Genomic DNA, 21,893 nt, shown 5'->3' with positions numbered 1-21,893 from the left:
AAATCAAATGATTGTAATAAGCTATATTTTGCTAAAAAAAGATTAAAGTTAAATAAAAGAGAGTTCAAGGAGCAGCCTTCTGCTTTATGAATTCTCTTTTATTTCTAAAACTAATAATTATATCTAATTACTCATTCCGTCATAAGTATAATGCAATTTTTATCGTTATATCCTTTTTATTAACTTTAAATCCTCAATAAATGACTTAACAGCCTCTTCCTTTGTAGCCCATGATGTAACTAGTCGAATAGCCGAGTTATCATTATCGACTTTTTGCCATATAAAAAATGAATACTTTTCTTCTAGCTTCTTTATTATTTTATTAGGTAATATTGGAAATATTTGATTTGTTGGCGAATCTATTAAAAAGTTATATCCGCAATTACTAATTCCTATTTTTAATATCTCTGCCATACCGTTCGCATGTTTTGCAAGTTCAAAATAGATATCATCTTTAAATAACTCTAAAAACTGTATACCAATTAACCTTCCCTTTGCAAGTAGTCCTCCCTTTTGTTTAATGTGATACCTGAAATCTTCCTTAAGTGAATCATTGCAAATAACAAGAGCTTCTCCCATTAATGCACCGTTTTTTGTTCCACCTATGTAAAAAGCATCAGTAAGATTTGGCAAATCTGAAATTTTTATATCATTCTCTTTTGAGCATAAAGCAGATCCGAGTCTTGCCCCATCCATATATAAAATTATATTGTTTTTTTTACAAAAATCATTTAAATCTTTTAATTCTTGTTTCTTATATATAGTACCGATTTCTGTTGGATTTGATATATAAACCATCTTAGGTTTTACCATATGTTCATCTGTATGCATATCTATTGCTATTTTAACATGACTTGGATTAAGTTTTCCGTCCTCTACCTCTATGCTAATAACTTTGTGGCCAGTTGCCTCTATTGCACCAGTTTCATGAACTAATACATGCCCAGTATTTGCTGAAATGACAGCTTCATGAGATCTTAAAAAAGCAGAAATAACAGTTAGATTTGTTTGAGTTCCACCACAAAGCATATGAATGTCAACATCATTCGATTTTAATTTACCCTTTAACAATTTAATAGCCCCAAGTGAATACTTATCTTCTCCGTACCCATCTGTTTGCTCCATATTTGATTCCATTAAAGCTTTTAATATGCTTAAGTGGGCTCCTTCACTATAATCATTTTTAAAACTATACATTATTTTGCCTCGCCTTCTATTATAATTTTTATTTTTTATATTTTTAAGTTTCTATATCTATTGTATGATGCCATTATTTCTTGTTTTCTCGGCATTGCTAAACTTCCATTTCCACCTTTTACTTTTTCTATTGATATTAACCCATTTTTCTCTATAAGGCAAATTATATTATCCACCATATTAGCAAAGGTTAAGCCTTTATTCATAATACTTACCTCAACCCACTTCATAATTAAGCCGATAGCATTTATTTGTTCGTTATCAACTATCTGCTCCACACCCCTTAAATCTATGTCCTCTCTGTTTATACATAATGTGCTTAATCCTATTGCTTTGATTTTAAGACCTTTTTCTCCTTTAATTATAGTTTTCTCTTTTACTTTCCGATTAAAATTAATATCTATTTTTAAATCTCTATCATTAACTCTTTTCAATATATTACCATGTCTTAGTTTTTTGGCTTCTTTTGTAACATCTAACGCATCATAATTATCTAATAAGACTACACAATCTGCTACATCAAAAAAATCTCCTGAGCTTCCTACAACCATTATTGTTGAAATACATTTTTGTATATATAAAGGCCTCACTATTTCAATAAAAGGTGTGATTGGCTCCTTTTCTGCGTTGACTAATTTTTGCATTAAGTCATCTCTCATCATAAAATTAGTGGCAGAAGTATCCTCATCAATTAACAATAACTTAGCTCCACTTTCTATTCCTTCAATTATGCTCGCCGCTTGTGATGTACTTCCACTTGCGTTCTCCGTACAGAATTCTTTTGTGTCTTTCCCATTAGGTAAATTATTTATAAAAAGTGATATATCAGTTTTAGTAATAAATCTACTATCTTCCGCCCGTACTTTGAGCGCTGATCCATCTGTTATTACAAACTCTCTTCCATCACCCTCAATATGATTATAAACTCCAAGCTCTAAAGCTTTTAGTAATGTAGATTTACCATTATATCCTCCACCTACTATAAGAGTTATGCCGGCCTTAATACCCATACCGCAAATTAAACCTTTACTTTTTGTATTAAACTGCACTTCTAATCCCTTTGGGGATACAAATGCTTTGCCACCTTTTAATGCTTTTGTAGAGACACCACTCTCTCTAGGCAGCATTGATCCATTAGCTACGAATGCAATCAGTCCCCTGCTTGATAACCCATTTCTTATAAATTCTTGATCTTCCACCAACTCTACTCTATTTATTAATCCTTCACTATCAATATTTTTATAGATTAAAGTTTTCTCTACAATGCTAGGTATAACATTATATAAAATTTTCTCAAGTTCTTTTGATAAAACACTTCTTCCTCTTGCTGGAAATCCAACATAAAATCTAGCTTCTATTTTATCCTCATCTATAATTATAGAAGTTCTATTTAGTATCTCTTGTGGACATTTGCTTATAGCTATTAACCCACTTTTCCCAGATCCAAAAACCTTTTGAGAGCATTTATTTATATTAGAATAAAATTCTCTTGTTAAATAATCTGCTGTAGCTATATTTTTATTTTTGTTATTAAAAATTTCATTTGGGAATTTAGCATTTTTTTGGTCTACTATTACTCTAATTCTTGAAGGAGACGCAAATGGATCACCTTGAACATGATCTATGCTGAGGACAAAACTTCCAAAATCATATTCTCCCTCTAAATCTTTATATAGCCTATAACTTTTCCCATCAATTCTATCTAATTCTTTTTTTAATACTTCCAAACTTTTCATATAACTCTCCTTTTATTCCTTATAAAAATTTTCACTTTTTTATAATAAAAAAAGCTACTAAACTATGAATGTTTTGTTTAGTAACTTTCTATGTTGTCGCACATATGGCTTGTTATTTTAGTTAGCCTAGTATTAATTATACACATATTTAATTGCTGTATCAATAAGCAAAAAAAAGGGGGCATTACCCCCTTAAAATTTAAATTTCATATTCTACTATTTCATCAATAATATCACTAAACTTAATAGTTCTACATTGGATAAAATCAAGCCATTTATTTGCGAATTTTTCATTGATTCCATTTTTATATTCATTTTTGTATAATGATAAATCTTTCTCTGAAGTTAATTTGATACCAAAACCTTTTTCATTAATAATAGTTGTTGTAACGTATGAATAATCTGTAACTTTTATAATATCTGCTAATTTACCATTTCTTATTTTAGCAACAAGATTAGCATTTAAAGCTATTACATCGAAGTCTTTTGTGTAATCATAACTTTCACCAAGGAAAGGCACGCTGTCACCTATTTTATATTGAGTAGCCTTTATTAACTTTTTCTTAATTTGTAATGCTTTAATATCAAAATAATATTCATCAAAACAATTAATAGGAAGTTTAACCTGATCCTTACTAAAACTTGTTGCAATTACTCCAGCAGTGTCTACAATGCCAGAAATAATTCCACCACCACTTACATCATAACCATCTACAATTACAAATCTACCAGTGTTTTGGTTATCCGCAAACTTATCAAAACATATTTTTCCCTTTGTCCTTATAGTAACTTCTGCTACATCATTGGTTTTTGCCTCAGTTGCATTTTCATAAGTTCCTATAGTACTTGCATCTATAACTTTATTAAAAGATACAACTTCACATTCTACTTCTTGAGTTACAAGTTTTATCTTATATTTCTTACCCTTTACTAAACTATTTTTCCCCATCCAGAATATGTTTGTTGTAAAAACATCAGCAATTACAGGAGCATTATCAATATGTGAAATTATTTCTCCTCTTTTATTGAAAAACTCATCTTCAAAAGTAATTCCCACTGACATTCCTGCACTTATAGTATCTACCCTATCTTTTTCGACAAATGCTTCTATACTTTTAACTTTTGTGGTTCTGTTAGACGGAGAAATAAGAATTTCATCGCCAACCTTAAGTGTACCTGCTTCTATTCTTCCTGCAATTATACGTCTATTATCAAACTTATATACATCTTGAATTGGGAATCTTAATGGCTTTGCTTCTAGTCCTTCTTCCTGAGTAAATAAATCTAATGATTCAAGCACGGTTTCTCCTTTGTACCAAAATAATTTATCTGATTTTGAAGTTAAATTTTCACCGTAAAATGCTGAAATAGGAATATAACTCATTGGATGTACATTTAATTTTTTTAGAAAAACATTCATTTCATTTTTTATAACATTAAATTTTTCCTGGCTGTAATCTATAAGATCCATTTTATTAACTACAACACACACCTGCTTTATACCAAGTAGTGATAATATATAACCATGTCTTTTAGATTGTTCTTGAATGCCTTCTTTAGCGTCTATTATCAAAAGCGCAGCTTCAGCACTAGCTGCACCTGTAATCATATTTTTAAGAAATTCTATATGTCCTGGTGCATCTATAATTACATAGTCCCGCATGTCCGTATGAAATTGAAGTGACGTTGTATCTATTGTAATTCCTTGCTTTTGTTCTTCTTCAAAAGCATCTAATAGATACGCATATTCAAAAGGTTTACCTGTTTCTTTAGCAATTCTTTTAACTTTTTCAATTGCACCTTCTGGTAGTGATTTTGTATCATACAATAATCTTCCAATTACTGTAGACTTACCGTGATCTACGTGTCCTACTGCAACTATTCTTAATTGTTCTCTTGTATTTTCCATTAGTAATAAACCCCTCCCTTACATGTAACCATCTTTACGAAGTTTTTGCATAGCATATGAATCTTCTTGATCTTGAGCTCTGCCTGCTCTTTCTCCTGTTGTAGTATGTTTTAATTCTTCAATTATTTGATCAATCGTCACCGCATTAGACTTTATTTTACCAGTACACTCAGCACATCCAAGGCTTCTGTATCTCTCACCGTTCTTTGCAAAATATAAATCTATAAGTGGGATATTTTCTCTCTGTATATAAGACCAGATATCTATCTCATTCCAATGAAGTATTGGATGAACCCTAATATGATTTCCTTTTGGAAAATCAGTTTTAAATTGATCCCAAAGTTCTGGTGCTTGATTTGTATAATCCCACTCTGAGTCCTTATTTCTTTCACTAAATACTCGTTCCTTAGAGCGAGAACCTTCCTCATCACTTCTAATTCCAAGAATTAATCCATCAAATTCATATTTAGTAACCACTTGTTGAAGGCCATCTGTTTTTAGTGCCTTGCAACAAACGAGTCTTCCTTTATCTGGTCCCATACCTGCGTCGATTGCTTCCTGATTTGTATGCACTATAAGGTCGATATTAAACTCTTTAGCAATTTTATCCCTGTATTCAATCATCGCCGGAATTTTATGCTTTGTATCTACATGAATAAACGGGAAAGGAGAATGTCCGAAAAAAGCCTTTTTTGATAACCATAATAATACTGTTGAATCCTTTCCAATTGACCATAACATTCCAAGTTTACCTAATTTTTTATAAGATTCTCTTAATATGAAAATACTTTCTGCCTCTAATTCATCTAAATGATCCATAATTTTACCTCCCTAATATTTATTACCCTCTGTTTCATCTGTTGTTATAATTATCTCTTCATTATTCGGTTTAAAGATATGCCAATGAAGAAGTTTTTTTTCTTTTTTCGTATTTAAATAAGTCCCTTTACCTCCGATATCAACTCCAAGATAATAATTTATAGCTGCTACCGGGCATTCCTTAACACATGCACAACATCCCCAACACTCATCTGGGTATTTTATATATGCTTTTGATTTTTCATTTTTGGATATAAGATTTCCTGGGCAAGTTTCAAGGCATTTCCCACATCCCACACATTTTTGTGCATCAATTTTAATGCTCATAAATTTCATCTCGCTTTATTAAATTTCTTAAAACAACTTTAACCTTGCCATCTTTATATATTGTATTGACATATTTAAGCAATTTTTCATCTTTTTCCGGGTAATCTGCATTTTCACCATAACATTTCCAACGGGTTTCTTTTCGCTCTAGAAGATGAACTATCAGGACTTTGCAAACATATAATCTATCAATAACTTCAAATATTTTCAAAAGTTCACGCATATCCTTTGCCCCTAGATTACTTGAAAGTCCTAAAAGTTCCTCTATTTTTTCACTGGCTATGTGCAATCTCTTAGAACTAAACACATAATTTTTAGATATGCCACCTGCATATTCATCCATTACCTTTTGCATTGACTCTTCAATTTCATTTATAGAAAATGCACTTTTACAATTTTTAAGAAAAGCTTCTAAAAATATTGCTTTAGAGTTAATTTCTTCTTGACCTAGTAACTTATTATTCTTGTTTTTTATAAAACCAATTGCAGCTTCAGATGCAATTTCGCCTTCTACAAAACAACCAGTTACATATTTTTTTGGGCTTCCACCTGCTACATCCCCAGCCGCATATAAGCCTAAAATAGTAGTAGCTCGATTTGTATCCACCCAATAGCCACTTGCCCCGTGTCCACCAACTATATAAGGTTCTGTACCTTCTATCTCTAAATTTTTCAAGCTAGGTCCCTTCCCATCCTCAATCCATTTTAAAGTCTGCGCTGGTGCCATATTAAGATATGCCTTGTAAAGTTCTTCTTCTTCAACTTTTGAAATTCCCTTAGTTTTTAGGTAGCATGGACCGAGGCCCTTTCTATTTTCTTCTACAGTCGCAAATAACCTTGTAATGGTTAAAGGCTTGCCGTAATTTTTTACATATTCATTTCCATAGGCATTAACTTGCTTTGCACCAATCCCTTGGGCTACCGTGCCTGTCGGTGCTATAGTATCCTTACACCTGAGTGCAATGAATCTCATTTCAAAAGAAGTCATCTCAGCTCCCGCTCTTATTCCCATAGCATAACCTGCCCCCGTATTAAAGGGTGAATACCACATTTTATGTTTAGAAAAACCAGGATTATTAGGTTTATAAAGACCAGAAGCTCCACCAGTGGTGCAAATAACAGCCTTAGAATAAATTACATAAAAAGTATTTTCCTCTATATGAAACCCGTAAGCACCAATTACCACATTATCTTTAATAATATAATCTATTATATTTACCTTGTTTATTACCTTTATATTTTTCTTTGAGTTAACCTCATTTGCAAGAATAGGTTTTATATTTTCCCCATTGATTTTAATACTTCTTTTGCCACGAGTGACATACTTTCCATCTGGATCCTTTAAAATTGTAAGCCCCAGACTCTCCATGTTTTTTGTAACCTTATTTAAATTTTGTGCAATTGAATATACAAGGTCTTCCCTAATTATTCCCTCAGCTTCTTTTTTAACATAATCTACGAAGTCTTCTGGGGTATATCCTTCATTAATGTAAGCATTGATTGCATTAACTCCTGCAGCTAAACATCCACTTCTTTTTATATTAGCTTTATCTACTACTATAATGTTCATCTCTTCATTCTTACTTAATGTTAATGCAGCGTAACATCCAGCGGTGCCTCCACCAACAACTAATACATCAGTTTCCAAAGTTTTTATTTCAAGTTTCATCGTAACCTCCTAAACTATAGCTTTAAATAATCTAATATTTTGTCTACACATTGATCTATATTTTGATCCTTTGTATTTACCACAATTTCAGGATTTTCAGGTTCTTCATAAGGCGAAGTTATTCCTGTAAATTCTTTAATTACGCCTTGTCTTGCCTTTTTATATAAATTTTTAGGATCTCTTTTCTCACATTCAATTATTGGACAGTCTACAAATATTTCAATAAAATCCTCACCTAAGGTTTTTCGTACCTTCTCGCGGTCTACTTTTAATGGAGAAATAAAACAAGCTATAGTAATGATTCCTGCATCTACAAATAATTTCCCAATCTCACCAATTCTTCTTATATTTTCACTTCTATCATCCATAGAAAATCCAAGATCCGAATTTATTCCAAGACGAACATTATCACCATCCAACAAATAAGTTGTAAGTCCTTTTTCATTTAACCTACTATCTAATCTGTTTGCAACTGTAGACTTACCAGAACCTGATAATCCAGTAAACCATAATAACTTAGATTTTTGTGAGAGCATTTTTTCTCTATGCTGCCTAGTTACATTTGCCTCATGCCATGTAAGATTCTCAGTACTCATTTATTTCAACCTCCATCATTTTTTAAAAACTACACCCTGTCAAGACCCCATTTATGCCTCATATTTTTCTCTAATCTAGAAAAAACAAGTTTATCCACTAATAGCCCAAGAATTATTATTACTATCATTACAGCTACAACTTGGCTAATATCTGCTAAATCTCTACCTACCATAAGCACTTGCCCAAGACCTTTTGTAGAAGAAAGCATTTCCCCTGCCATTAGAGCTCTCCATGCAAAAGACCACCCCTGCTTTAATCCACTAACTATATCTGGTAATGCAGCTGGCAGGATTACCTGAGTATAAATTTTACTACCCTTTGCTCCCATAGTTTTTGCAGCTCTAATATATAGTGGATTAACATTTTTTATCGCATATTTAACTGACATAGCCACCGCAAATGTAGAACCAATTGCAATTACAAAAATAATAGAAATCTCACTAAGTCCAAACCATAAAATTGCGAAAGGCAACCAACAAATACTAGGTAAAGTCTGTAATCCTAAAATTAATGGTCCTAAATTCTCGTCTAAATATTTGAATTTAGCAATTGTGAGTCCTAACGCCACTCCTATTATTATTGAAATAAAATATCCCACTATAATTCTCTTCAAACTTGCAACAATGGCTATACCTATTGTGTTATCTTTTATTAAAACTGCTAAAGTACCAAAAACATCTATAGGTGATGGAAAAATGTAAGGCCTCCAAATTCTTAGAATATCAACACCTAGTTTATAAATCCCCTCCCATATTACTATCAGAAGGATATAGAATAGAATTCTCTTTAAAATCCCAATCACCATCGTACTCTGCTTTTGCAACCTTCTCCACCTCCTCTTTTAATGCTTTCATTATTTTACTAGTATAATAAGATATATCACTGCTTTCCATCTGTCTTGGTCTTGCAAGTTCTATAACAAACTCTTGCTTTATTCTACCTGGATTAGCCGCCATAACTACAACTCTATTGGCTAAATAAACAGCTTCTTCTGCATTATGTGTAATAAAAATAATTGTTTTTTTTGTATTTACCCATATTCGTTGCAATTCTTGCTGCAACATCATTTTAGTCTGACTATCAAGTGCCGCAAATGGTTCATCCATTAAAAGTATTTCTGAGTCAAGAGAAAGTGCACGAGCGAGTGCTACTCTCTGCTTCATCCCCCCTGAAAGCTCATACACATAAGAATTCTGGAACTTTGACAGATGTACCATTTTCAGATAATGTAGCGCCTTCTCATATCTAATTTCCTTAGGCATTCCAGCCATCTTCATTCCAAATTCTACATTATCGATTACCTTAAGCCACGGAAATAATGCGGCTTCCTGAAACATTACTGTCCTATCTGGTCCTGGTCCAGTTATTTCATTGCCATTAAGTATAACCACACCTTTAGTTGCCTTTTCAAGTCCTGCTAAAATATTTAGCAAAGTAGATTTTCCACAACCAGAAGGTCCTAATATACAAACGAAGTCACCCTTTTTTATCTCTAAATTAAAATTTTGGAGTGTGCTTGTCTTTTTATATTTAGAAACAAACTCCTTACTAACATCCTTAACAATAAGACTCAAATTTATCACCTCTATTATTTTATTTCGTCTAATCCTTTTGCTTTTAGAACTTTATTCAAGATAGTAAGATTAAATAAATCCTTTGTATCTGGCTTTAATTTTAAAAAACTCTCATTAAGTGAAAATTTAACAAAATCAAGTACAGAATCCTTTTCCGGATTATTTGTAATTGTTAACCTATTAAAAGCAGCATCTAAAACATCTTTGTCTATTGGTTTTTTAGTTAATTCAATAATTTGTTTATTAACTATTTTCTTTGCCGTATCTGGATTCTTATTAATATACTCTGTTATATCTACATGATTTTTTAGAAAATTTTCAACAATTTTTGGATGATCATTTAAAAATTCCGTTCTAACAACTACTACAGCAGATGTATATTTTCCTTTTCTAAATAATTCCTTGTAATCTAAAATTATATTTGCTTTCGCCTCTTTAATGAGTCTAGAACCCCAAGGTTCTGGTACCAAGGCTGCATCTATATCTCCTTTTTGTAATAAGCTTAAAATATCTGCATTAGATGCTTGTCTTACTTCAACAGTTCCACCTTTTGTTGTATCTTTAAGTCCATTCTCAGACATTATATTTCTAAGTGTTAAATCTTGAGTGTTTCCAAACTGTGGAACTGCAATTTTCTTACCATTTAAATCCTTTAGATTTTTAATAACTAATCCTTTTCTAGATACAAATATTGCTCCTGCGTCAGTTGCACCTGCAATAATCTGAATATCTCCTTTGGATTTTGCATATCCATTAATCGCTGGCCCAGGCCCTATATATGCTATATCAATAGCTTTTGCAAAAAGTGCTTCTACTTCTGCTGGCCCTGCATTAAATAATTTCCACTCTAGTTTGTTTGTTTTCCCTATAGCCTTTTGAAAACTCCCCTGTTCTCTCCCTACAAGAGCTTGTGAATGGGTTATGTTTGGAAAATATCCAACCCTAACATTAACATTTTCATTCGCATTTTCGACTTTTTTAGGTGAACATCCTGATATTCCTACAATTAATAAAATACCTAACAATAATACAATAGAAGATTTAACCTTATGCGAATTTTTCATTTTACACCTCCTTGTATAAAAATATTAAACCATAATAATAACAATTCAATATAATAACACAATGATTACATTTTTAACTTTTTACAATTTTGTCAGAAGTACTTAGTTCCTATAATTAGCATATCAAAGTTTCAAGCAGGTCTAATGAATTTAATTATTCATAGTCTTAGCTTAAATCATATTCATACTTTTCCTATAGGTTAGGTGTATATTATCATTAGTTTAATTAATTGTCAATAGAGTACTTAGTAATATCCACTTAAGTTTTACCAGCTAATATCTATATTCATAAATTTATCTGCGATAAGTACATAATAGATAGATTTTGTGTAGAGAATATGAAGGTGGAGAAAGTATAGATTTAAATCTCGTAATAACATAATGTAAGTGAAAATATTTATACAAGACATAGTTTTGATAACTATGTCTTGTATTATTTATAATTATGTGGTATATTTTTAATATACATTAAATTAATTAAAATAATCAATTTAGAAACTTATAATTTGATTTTATGGAGGTATATTATGGAAATAAAAGATAGTTACGTTATTGTAGCTTATGGAGATTCTATTACAAAAGGAATTATTTACGATGATAAAAGATCTAAATACGCAACTTTAAAAGAAAACTTTACGAGCATCGTTGAAAATAAAATAAAAGGACCTGTGTACAATGCAGGTAAATTCGGCAATACCATTCTAAGGGGCGCACGTAAGATGTACAATGATGTGATCAAAAAATCGCCTGATATGGTTTTAGTAGAATTTGGTGGTAATGATTGCGATTATAATTGGGATGACATCGCCAAAAATCCTGACCTGGAATACAAACCAAATACTGATATTTTTACTTTTCGTGAAACACTACTTACAATGATCGATACATTGAAAATTAATCACATACTTCCTGTTCTAATGACACTGCCCCCACTTGACCCTCTAAAATATTTTAATTGGATTTCTAAAGAAGATTCATTTGCTGAGAAAAATATTTTAAGTTGGTTAGGTACAAAAGATAGGCTTTTCACCTGGCATAATTCATATAGTAAAATGATTACTGAGGTGGCAAATGAAACTGGGACCTTACTTATAGATGTACGTTCAGCGTTTTTAAAATATAGTGATTACAGTCAGCTTTTATGTATTGATGGAATACATCCAAATACAGAGGGTCAATCATTAATAGCAACTGTTATATTAAAATTTATAGAAGAAAATTATAAATTTTTATTACAGAGTTAAAAAAAATAGTGGTTCTTTTAGAATCACTATTTTCTTTTGTACAATCATTGGTAAAAGATCCTTAATATAGTCTGTAAATTGATAAATTTGAATTTCTTTAAAATCAAACTTGCATAATTACAAAATCGTGGTACAATTTATATAATTCGTTTATATAATAAAAAGGGGGTAATATTGTGAAAAATAGCATTGGTTATCCTGAAAAGCAAGGATTGTACGATCCTGCGTTTGAAAAAGATAATTGTGGTGTTGGCTTTGTAGTAAATATCAGAGGTGAAAAAACCAATGGCATTATAAAAAAGGGTTTAAAGGTTCTTGTGAATTTAACCCATAGAGGTGCTGTTGGGGCAGATCCTAAAACTGGTGATGGTGCCGGCATTCTCGTACAAATTCCAGATGAATTTTTTAGAATTAGCTGTGACAATCTAGGACTCGAATTACCTAGAGTGGGTAAATACGCTGTTGGAATGATTTTTCTACCAAAAGAACCTGCACTAAGATTTCAATGTGAAGGAATATTTGAAAGAATTGCAGAAGAAGAAGGACAAAAGATATTAGGTTGGAGATCTGTTCCTATAGACAATAGAAATATTGGTGAGACGGCAAAAGGAACTGAGCCAATTATAAGACAGATTTTCCTAGGGTCAAATTCCGAAGATTCAGAGCTTACAGAAGATGAACTTCAAGAGGAATTTGAAAGAAGACTTTATATTATAAGAAAAAGAGCTGAAAAAGAAGTAATCAAATTGGTTAATAGAAACACAGAATATTTCTATATTTGTAGTCTTTCTAGTAGAACAATTGTTTACAAAGGTCTTTTACTTGCTGACCAAATAAAAGGCTTTTATATTGATTTACAAGACATAAATTTTAAAAGTGCACTTTGCCTTGTTCATCAAAGATATAGTACAAATACCTTTCCAACTTGGGATTTAGCACAACCTTTTAGATATTTGGCTCATAATGGTGAAATAAACACAATTAGAGGAAATAGAAATTGGATGAATGCACGAGAAGGAATAATAAAATCTAATGTATACGGAGAAAACTTAAAGAAACTATTTCCAATTATTAGTCCTAATGGTAGCGACTCTGCTTCCTTAGATAATATGTTAGAACTTTTAAAAATGGATGGAAGATCTCTACCTCATAGTTTAATGATGTTAATTCCTGAAGTTTGGATGTCAAATGATGATATGCCAGATTATAAAAAATCATTTTATGAATATCATGGATCACTTATTGAACCATGGGACGGCCCTGCTGTTGTTGCATTTACAGATGGCATTCGCATAGGTGCAACATTAGATAGAAATGGACTTAGACCAGCAAGATATGTAATAACAAAGGATGGCTTTGCTGTTCTTGCGTCAGAAGCTGGAGTACTTAAATTTAAACCAGAGGATATCAAGAAAAAGGGCAAACTTCAACCAGGAAAGATGTTTTTAATTGATACAAATGAAGGAAGAATAATTACAGACGACGAGGTTAAGAAAACAGTTTGTACAAACAAGCCTTATGGAGAAATGATATTAAAAAATAAAATTTATTTAGAAGATTTTGATGCTGTAATTGATGAAGTTGTAATAGATAAAGATATGTTAAAGGAAAAACAGCAAGCCTTTGGATATACACTAGAGGATTTAAAAATCATTTTAGCTCCTATGGCAACAGGTGGAAAAGAACCTATTGGTTCTATGGGAAATGATACTCCACTTGCTGTTTTATCTAATAAACCACAACTTTTATTTGCTTATTTTAAGCAACTTTTTGCTCAGGTTACCAATCCTCCAATAGATTCAATTAGAGAAAAAATGGTAATGTCTTTAATGAACTATGTAGGTTCTCAATATAATGTTTTAAATCAAGACGATAATGATAATCCATTTATAGAAATATGTAGACCTCTTTTGTCAAATTTAGAAATGGCTAAAATTAAAAATTTAAAAGATAATGCTTTTAAAACTACAACAATTCCTATAACTTTTAAAGCAGATACAGGAGTTGAAGGTTTTAAATTGGCACTTGATAAAATTTGCGAGCGTGCATCTGCAAGAATAAAAGAAGGATATAATATTATAGTTCTTAGTGATAGATTAGTAGATTCTTATGAAGCTGCAATACCGAGCTTACTTGCGTTATCTGCTGTTCAGCAGCACTTAACAAGGGAAAAAACCAGAACCTTTGTATCTATTATAGTTGAAACAGGAGAAGCAAGGGAAACCATGCATTTTGCTTTATTAATTGGTTATGGTGCTACAGGTGTTAATCCATACCTAGCATTTAAATCTATTGATAATATAATTGATGAGGGTGATATAGAAAATATTTCAATTGAAAAAGCTCATGAAAACTATATACATGCTATATCACAAGGACTACTAAAAATATTATCAAAAATGGGAATTTCGACTATACAAAGTTATCATGGAGCACAAATTTTTGATGCAGTTGGCCTTAGTTCTGATTTTCTAGAAAAATATTTTGGAGGAACTCCCTCAAGAATTGGCGGAATTGGTATAGAAACCGTAGCAAAGGAAGTATTAATTAGACATAAAAATGCCTTCAACAAGTTAAGAAAACCAATAGCTGAACTAGACGTTGGAGGATTATATTCTTGGAGAAAAGAAGGAGAATACCACTTATTTAACCCTGATACAATATTTAAACTTCAAGTGGCTGCTAGAACAAATAATTATAATTTATATAAAGAATATTCAAAAATCATAAATGAACAAGATAAACATTTATGTACAATTAGAGGATTATTCGAACTTAATTATGGGAATGGTATTCCAATAGAGAGTGTAGAACCAGTTAGCGAAATTGTTAAGAGATTCTGTTCAGGTGCTATGTCCTTTGGGTCAATTAGTAAAGAAGCCCATGAAACTATGGCTATAGCTATGAATAGACTCGGTGGAAAAAGCAACACTGGTGAAGGTGGAGAAGATCCCGATAGATTCATAGTTGATCAAAATGGAGACTTAAGGAGAAGCGCAATAAAACAAATAGCTTCTGCTAGATTTGGTGTTACTACGGAGTATCTTGTTAATGCAGATGAATTACAAATAAAAATAGCTCAAGGAGCAAAACCTGGAGAAGGTGGCCAACTACCTGGCAAAAAAGTTGATATTAATATAGCAAGGCTCAGGCATTCAACCCCTGGAATTGATTTAATATCACCACCACCTCATCATGATATATATTCAATTGAAGATTTAGCTCAGCTTATTTATGATTTAAAGAGTGTAAATCCTGGAGCACGAATAAGTACAAAATTAGTTTCAGAATTAGGTGTTGGCACAATAGCTGCTGGAGTTGTTAAGGCTCATTCGGATGCTATAGTAATAAGTGGTCATGATGGAGGAACAGGTGCTTCCCCACTATCTTCTATAAAACATGCAGGACTTCCTTGGGAACTAGGACTTGCTGAGACCCAGCAGGTATTGCTACTCAATAATTTAAGAAGCAGAGTAACAGTTCAAACTGATGGTCAGCTTAAAACAGGCCGTGATGTTGTTATAGCTGCACTTCTTGGAGCAGAAGAATTTGGATTTGCAACTACAGCTCTTGTAGTACTAGGCTGTACTATGCTAAGAAATTGTCATTTAAATACTTGTGATATGGGTATTGCAACTCAAGACCCAGAACTTCGTAAGAATTTCAAAGGAAAACCTGAATATGTTGTTAATTTCTTTACTTTTATTGCTCAAGAAATACGAGAACATATGGCAAAACTTGGATTTAGAACTATAAATGAAATGGTAGGTAGGGTAGATAAAATCAGTCAGAAAAAAGCTATTGACCACTGGAAAGCTAAGGATCTAGATTTATCGAATATTCTTTATAAACCTGATATGCCAAAAAGAATTAAAAGGTATTGCGTTAAATCACAGGATCATGGTTTAGATAATTCACTAGACTATAAGCTTATTGAAATGGCAAAAGAATCCCTAGAAAATGGGTATAAAAGTACCTCTTACCTAGAAATTGAAAATGTTAATCGATCGGTTGGTGCAATGCTTAGTGGAAAAATTGCTATGAAATATGGTGCAAAAGGATTGCCCGACGATACAATAATATTAAATTTCGTTGGAGCAGCAGGTCAAAGTTTTGGAGCATTTGGTGCTAATGGATTAACACTCAAATTAGTAGGAGATGCAAATGACTATGTCGGTAAAGGATTATCCGGTGCAAAAATCATTGTAAAGACACCAGAAAATTGTAGCTTTACTCAAGATGAAAACTTCATTGCAGGAAATACGATTCTTTATGGAGCAACCTCTGGTAAGTTGTTTATAAATGGATTAGTAGGTGAACGTTTCGCTGTAAGAAATTCAGGAGCACAGGCTGTAGTTGAAGGAATTGGAGACCACGGTTGTGAATACATGACTGGAGGAATTGTAGTTGTTATCGGAAAAACCGGTAGGAACTTTGCAGCAGGAATGAGCGGCGGCATAGCATATGTTATAGATGAAGATGATACCTTCCAATCAAAATGTAATATGGAGATGATTGATCTTGATTTAATAACTTCCAAAGCAGATTTTAATCAACTAAATTCAATAATAAAAGAACATTTTGAAGCTACAAACAGTCATAAAGCAAAAAAAATCCTAGATAACTGGAATGAATATAAGTTAAAGTTTAAAAAAGTAATACCAACCGCTTATAAAGCAATATTAGAAGGTAAATAGAAGATATGGGACGGTTCTCTATTTATTTTTAATAGGTACGGTTCTAGGTTTTCAATTTTTGGAGGTGTTAAATTTGGGAAAATTGCATGGTTTCACAGAATTCAAAAGAGAAACTGCAAAAAAACGCCCTGTAAAGGATAGAATTAATGATTCTAAAGAATTATTTGTAAAATTTCCTACAGAAAAATTACGTGAACAAGGTGCAAGGTGCATGGAATGTGGTGTTCCTTTCTGTAACTGGGGCTGTCCACTCGGAAACCTAATTCCTGATTGGAATGACATGGTATATAAAAACAAATGGGAAAAAGCATATAACAGGTTAACCCTTACAAATAACTTTCCAGAGTTTACTGGCAGAATTTGTCCCGCGCCTTGTGAAGGTTCATGTACATTAGGTGTCAATAGAAATCCTATTGCAATAAAGGAAATAGAACTAAACATTATTGAAACAGCATTTTCAGAGGGGTGGACAAAACCACTAGAGCCTAGAGTACGCACTGGTAAAAAGGTTGCTGTTGTTGGCTCAGGTCCATCGGGCCTCGCCACCGCTGCCCAGCTTAATTCTGTAGGCCATGATGTAACTGTATTCGAGAGGGCCGATGAAATAGGTGGACTTTTAAGATATGGAATACCTGATTTCAAATTAGATAAAAGCATTGTTGAACGAAGAGTAACTTTTATGAAAGAAGAAGGAGTTAACTTTAAGACTAATGTAAATGTTGGAGTTGATTATCCCACAGAAGATCTTTTATCTGAATTTGATGCAGTAGCTTTAACTGGTGGAAGTACAATTCCTAGAGATTTAAAAGTTGAAGGAAGAGAACTCAAAGGTGTACACTATGCTATGGATTATCTAAGGCAACAAAATAGAAGAGTTTCAGGCAAAGAAATAGACGAGGAAGAGATAACTGCTAAAGACAAAGTAGTACTAGTTCTCGGAGGAGGAGATACAGGTTCAGATTGTATCGGAACAGCAATAAGGCAAGGCGCTAAGAGTGTATATCAATTCGAAATTATGCCTAAACCTCCTGTAGATAGGGATGCTACAATGCCATGGCCGTCATTTCCGAGAACTTTAAAAACTACTACTTCTCATGAAGAAGGATGCAATCGTGATTGGAATGTTACAACAAGAAAATTCACTGGTGAGGATAGCAAGGTTAATACGCTTCATGCTTCTAAAGTTGAATGGACCCCTAATGGAAAAGGTGGTCAACAAATGAGTGAAATACCAGGATCAGAATTTGAACTCAAAGTTGACTTAGTCATTTTAGCTATGGGTTTTCTGCATCCACAACATGAAGGGATGCTTACAGATTTAGGTTTAGACTTTGATGGTCGCGGAAATGTTATTGTAGATGAGAATTCTATGACTAAAATACAAGGTGTTTTTGCCGCTGGAGATATGAAACGAGGCCAATCATTGGTTGTTTGGGCAATATATGAAGGTCGCTCTGTTACTAAAAATATTGATAAATATTTAATGGGGGAAACTTCATTAAGTTGATAATACAATGATAAAATTTGGGGACGATGCTCTAAAATATTCTTGCAAAATGCGAGAGTCTTTTAGGGAACCGTCCCCTTTTACATTGAATTTTGAATTTTTAATCTTTATTTATAATTGTCACTCTCTTTAAAACCATCACAGTTCTGCTAGGTGTGTTTATTGTAATTCCAGTTTTATTGTCCTTATGTTGTAATTTCTTCGCTTGATAAATATAATTTGTTGAAATTCTGCGAAAACCACCAAACATACCTTCGTCACTATTAAATATAACCTTATATTTACCCATTTCATCAGCGGGTGAATCATACTGGTCTCCAGTGGGGAGTTCATACTTTGGGAAAGAAACAGAAGGATTAAAATTAAATAAAAATACCAATCCACCTTTTTTGAAAGCAATTATCTTATTTTCCTCATCGTTCCAAAGATTTTGTAAATCGGTTGCACCCAAAATATTATATGTTCTCAATAAATCCAGCATTTCTCTATCAAAATTTGATAGATATTCATACTTAAGATCTTTGTTTTCCATAAGACTCCATTGTCTTCTTGCATAATGATAACTCCAATTATTTCCTGCTCTCGGAAAGTCAATCCATTCCGGGTGACCAAATTCATTTCCCATGAAGTTTAAATAACCCTCCCCACCTAGAGTTATAGTAATAAATTTAATAAGTTTATGAAGTTCTAGTGCTCTACTTATTATTAAATTGTCATCATTTTTAAGCATATGAGAATACATTTCCTTACCACCTAATTGGAACATTAGGGTCTTATCACCAACAAGTGCCTGATCATGTGATTCAGAATAACCTATATTCTTTTCACGTGGCCTACGACTAGTTAGCTCATACCACAACTGACTCATGCTCCATTTCTCATCTGGTATCTCTTTTAGTATTTTCACCCAAAGATCTGGTACTCCCATAGACAAACGATAATCAAATCCAATACCACCAAATTTCACTGGTAGGCACATTCCAGGCATTCCGCTCATATCCTCTGCAATAGTTATCGCATTAGGTTTCACTTCTCTTATTAAATCATTGGCAAACTGAAGATAAGTAATTGCTTCTATATTTGTATCCATACTAAAATATTTATTGTAATTTGTAAATGCTACACCAATCCCATGGTGATGATATAACATGGATGATACGCCATCAAATCGATAGCCATCGAAATGATATTCTTCCAGCCAAAACTTAATATTTGACAAAAGGAAATGAAGAACCTCTGGTTTCCCATAATTAAAAAGTTTTGTATCCCAATCTGGATGATATCCTTTAGTTCCTGTATTAAAAAACTGATAATCAGTTCCATCAAACTCATTTATTCCCTCTGCAATATTCTTAATAGAATGAGAATGTACTAAATCTAGTAATACTGCAATTCCCATAAGATGGGCAGCATTAATTAATGCTTTGAGCTCATCAGGTGTTCCAAACCATGAGGAAACGGCGAAAAAATTAGATACTTGATAACCAAAAGATGCATAATACGGGTGTTGCATTACCGCCATAAGCTGAATTGTATTATAACCAGCAGCTTTTACCTTTGGAAGAATAATTTTCGTAAATTCATTGAAAGTACCAATAGCTTCTTTTTCCTGTGCCATACCTACATGAGCCTCATATATAAACAATGACTTCCCGCTGTTAATCTCGAATTCACTATCCTGCCACTTAAATTCAAAATCCGGATGCCATATTTGTCCTACAAAATCGTGAGTAATAGGATCTTGAATAGCCCTTTTAATATAAAGAGGTATTCTATCTCTTGACACTCCTTTAGCTACCACTCTTACCTTAACGTGTGACATATGTTTTAGTGCTTGTGAACCTTTCAAAAAAATCTCCCAGTTCCCATTTTCTTTCTTTTGCAATGGATGTGCGTTTGGATCCCAATAATTAAAATCACCAATTAAATAAAGAGCATCTGCTCCAGGAGCCCATTCTCTATAAATCCAACCATTCTCCATCAAATGAAACCCATAATATAAGTCTCCATTCGCAAAAGAATTAAAACTTTGATGATTTCCCAATAATTTCTTTTTACTAGTTGTATATGCGTCCACCCTAAGTTTGATATCACTTTCAAATGGTTTGAGATATGGATCAATATCTATTATATTAATGTGTTTATTTTTATTATCCATCATGAAAAAGTTCCTTTCATATTTATAATTATTAAAAATTAAAATATATATTACTATTATGTTTAATTCGACTAGATTTTATAAATTCCTTTGTCTTTTAAGAAATAAATAAAAAGACAAGTTCAAGTGATTTAACTTAAACTTGCCAAAAATTACCTTTAAACAATGGATGCCAAGGCATTCTCTATATCTTGCAGTATGTCTTCAATATCTTCAATCCCAACAGACAACCTTAGTAGATCATCAAAAACTCCCATTTGTTCTTTTTCCGTCTCAGTGTTACTAGCACATATTGTTGAGGCAGGATGAATAATTAAGGTTTTGGCATCTCCAATGTTTGTAATGTTTAATATCAATTTCAAATTATTAATAAAATTAAAAGCATTTTCTTTGCTTCCAAGCCTAAAGGTAAGAACCCCACTTGCTCCATTTTAATAATATTTTTGTGCTATATCATAATATTTAGAACTTGGTAAACTCGGATAATTTACAAATGTTACCTTACTATGTTTGCTTAAAAACTTAGCTACTGCCAAAGTATTAGTGTTATGTTCTCTCATTCTAAGGGATAATGTTTCTACTCCCGTTAGATTTAAAAAAGCATTAAAAGGTGCCAGCGTTGCTCCAATATCCTTACCTACAGTATTTCTAAGCTTCGCAGTATATGCCATTTTCCCAAATTTTTTATTATACTCACTAAAGTTTTTATACTTAATATCTTTGTATTTATTGCTACCTCCATCTACTATAATTCCCCCAATAGAATTTGAGGTTCCATTTATATATTTAGATGTTGAATGTATAACAATATCTGCGCCATACTCAAATGGCTTTATAAGGTATGGAGTTGTTATAGTAGAATCTACAATGAAAATTACATTATAATCAGTGCAAACCTTAGATACAACCTCTATATCTAATACATCAAGCTTTGGATTGCCTAAAGTTTCTGCAAAAACAATTTTAGTATTGTCATTTATAGCATTTGTTAAACTATCTTTATCTAGATTGTCTAGAAATTTAACATTTATTCCATAACTCTTTAGATTTTTCAAAAGTGTATAGGTTCCCCCGAAGAGACCACTAGATGCTATTATTTCGTCTCCACTTTCAACAACATTCATTATTGCTAGATATAAAGCACTCATACCAGAAGCAGCTGCAGTAGCCGCAAGGCCACCTTCGATACTCGCAATTCTTCTCTCGAAAGAAGTAACAGTTGGGTTAGAAATCCTAGTATAAGCATATCCCATACTTGTACCTTTCATTATACCTTCAAGTTCCTCCGCTGCTGTATGAGCAAACGCATTGGATAAATGAAGTGGCGTATTGGTAGCTCCTGTTTCATCTTTTCTTAAATTTCCATGTATTAATTTAGTGTTAAATTTCATTTCT

The 21,893-nt window shown here is 32.4% G+C and carries 14 protein-coding genes and 1 pseudogene; 3 read left to right on the top strand and 12 right to left on the bottom strand.

Going from position 1 to position 21,893, the window contains the following annotated elements; all coding sequences use genetic code 11:
* Positions 1-165: 165 nt before the first annotated feature.
* From VIM70_RS02710 to VIM70_RS02665, 10 genes are all read right to left on the bottom strand, one after another.
* Complete coding sequence (locus VIM70_RS02710) at positions 166-1,197, bottom strand: threonine aldolase family protein (protein ID WP_331943893.1); 1,032 nt, start codon at positions 1,195-1,197, stop codon at positions 166-168.
* A gap of 35 nt (positions 1,198-1,232) precedes the next feature.
* Positions 1,233-2,933, bottom strand: coding sequence for an ABC-ATPase domain-containing protein (locus VIM70_RS02705; protein ID WP_331943891.1), 1,701 nt, complete (start codon positions 2,931-2,933; stop codon positions 1,233-1,235).
* A gap of 199 nt (positions 2,934-3,132) precedes the next feature.
* Positions 3,133-4,842, bottom strand: a complete 1,710-nt coding sequence (locus VIM70_RS02700; RefSeq protein WP_331943889.1) for a sulfate adenylyltransferase subunit 1 — start codon at positions 4,840-4,842, stop codon at positions 3,133-3,135.
* Positions 4,843-4,860: 18 nt separating this feature from the next.
* Positions 4,861-5,661 carry a sulfate adenylyltransferase subunit CysD gene (gene cysD / locus VIM70_RS02695; RefSeq protein WP_331943887.1) on the bottom strand — a complete coding sequence of 267 codons (801 nt, stop codon included), beginning with the start codon at positions 5,659-5,661 and terminating at the stop codon, positions 4,861-4,863.
* A gap of 12 nt (positions 5,662-5,673) precedes the next feature.
* Positions 5,674-5,988, bottom strand: coding sequence for a ferredoxin family protein (locus tag VIM70_RS02690; RefSeq protein WP_331943885.1), 315 nt, complete (start codon positions 5,986-5,988; stop codon positions 5,674-5,676).
* Positions 5,978-7,657, bottom strand: a complete 1,680-nt coding sequence (locus VIM70_RS02685; protein WP_331943883.1) for an adenylyl-sulfate reductase subunit alpha — start codon at positions 7,655-7,657, stop codon at positions 5,978-5,980. The genes VIM70_RS02690 and VIM70_RS02685 overlap by 11 nt, the downstream gene beginning before the upstream one ends.
* 14 nt (positions 7,658-7,671) lie before the next feature.
* Positions 7,672-8,253, bottom strand: a complete 582-nt coding sequence (cysC, locus tag VIM70_RS02680) for an adenylyl-sulfate kinase (RefSeq protein WP_331943881.1) — start codon at positions 8,251-8,253, stop codon at positions 7,672-7,674.
* Positions 8,254-8,282: 29 nt separating this feature from the next.
* A complete protein-coding gene (locus VIM70_RS02675) occupies positions 8,283-9,059 on the bottom strand; it encodes an ABC transporter permease (RefSeq protein ID WP_414648649.1) in 777 nt (258 codons plus the stop codon).
* Positions 8,989-9,828, bottom strand: coding sequence for an ABC transporter ATP-binding protein (locus VIM70_RS02670; protein ID WP_331943877.1), 840 nt, complete (start codon positions 9,826-9,828; stop codon positions 8,989-8,991). Before VIM70_RS02670 ends, VIM70_RS02675 begins: the two co-directional genes overlap by 71 nt.
* 14 nt (positions 9,829-9,842) lie before the next feature.
* Positions 9,843-10,892 (bottom strand): aliphatic sulfonate ABC transporter substrate-binding protein, encoded by a 1,050-nt coding sequence (locus VIM70_RS02665; protein ID WP_331943875.1) that lies wholly within the window; start codon positions 10,890-10,892, stop codon positions 9,843-9,845.
* 527 nt (positions 10,893-11,419) lie between these two features.
* Here VIM70_RS02665 and VIM70_RS02660 point away from each other — a divergent pair.
* From VIM70_RS02660 to VIM70_RS02650, 3 genes are all read left to right on the top strand, one after another.
* Positions 11,420-12,136, top strand: coding sequence for an SGNH/GDSL hydrolase family protein (locus VIM70_RS02660; protein WP_331943873.1), 717 nt, complete (start codon positions 11,420-11,422; stop codon positions 12,134-12,136).
* A 176-nt stretch (positions 12,137-12,312) separates the two neighbouring features.
* A complete protein-coding gene (gltB, locus tag VIM70_RS02655; protein WP_331943871.1) occupies positions 12,313-16,833 on the top strand; it encodes a glutamate synthase large subunit in 4,521 nt (1,506 codons plus the stop codon).
* A gap of 73 nt (positions 16,834-16,906) precedes the next feature.
* On the top strand, positions 16,907-18,340 hold the full coding sequence (locus VIM70_RS02650) for a glutamate synthase subunit beta (protein ID WP_331943869.1): 1,434 nt from the start codon (positions 16,907-16,909) through the stop codon (positions 18,338-18,340).
* Between the two features lie 100 nt (positions 18,341-18,440).
* Here the strand turns inward: VIM70_RS02650 and VIM70_RS02645 are convergent, their stop codons facing one another.
* Together VIM70_RS02645 and VIM70_RS02640 are read right to left on the bottom strand one after the other, a co-directional pair.
* Complete coding sequence (locus VIM70_RS02645) at positions 18,441-20,501, bottom strand: alpha-amylase family glycosyl hydrolase (RefSeq protein ID WP_331943867.1); 2,061 nt, start codon at positions 20,499-20,501, stop codon at positions 18,441-18,443.
* A 155-nt stretch (positions 20,502-20,656) separates the two neighbouring features.
* Positions 20,657-21,889, bottom strand: a pseudogene (locus VIM70_RS02640) (O-acetylhomoserine aminocarboxypropyltransferase/cysteine synthase family protein).
* Positions 21,890-21,893: the final 4 nt, after the last annotated feature.

It is taken from the genome of Clostridium sp., assembly GCF_036569345.1.
Classification (GTDB): domain Bacteria; phylum Bacillota; class Clostridia; order Clostridiales; family Clostridiaceae; genus Clostridium_AD.
The sequence above is the reverse complement of the archived record's forward strand: the minus strand, read 5'-3'. Positions and strand labels throughout refer to the sequence as shown.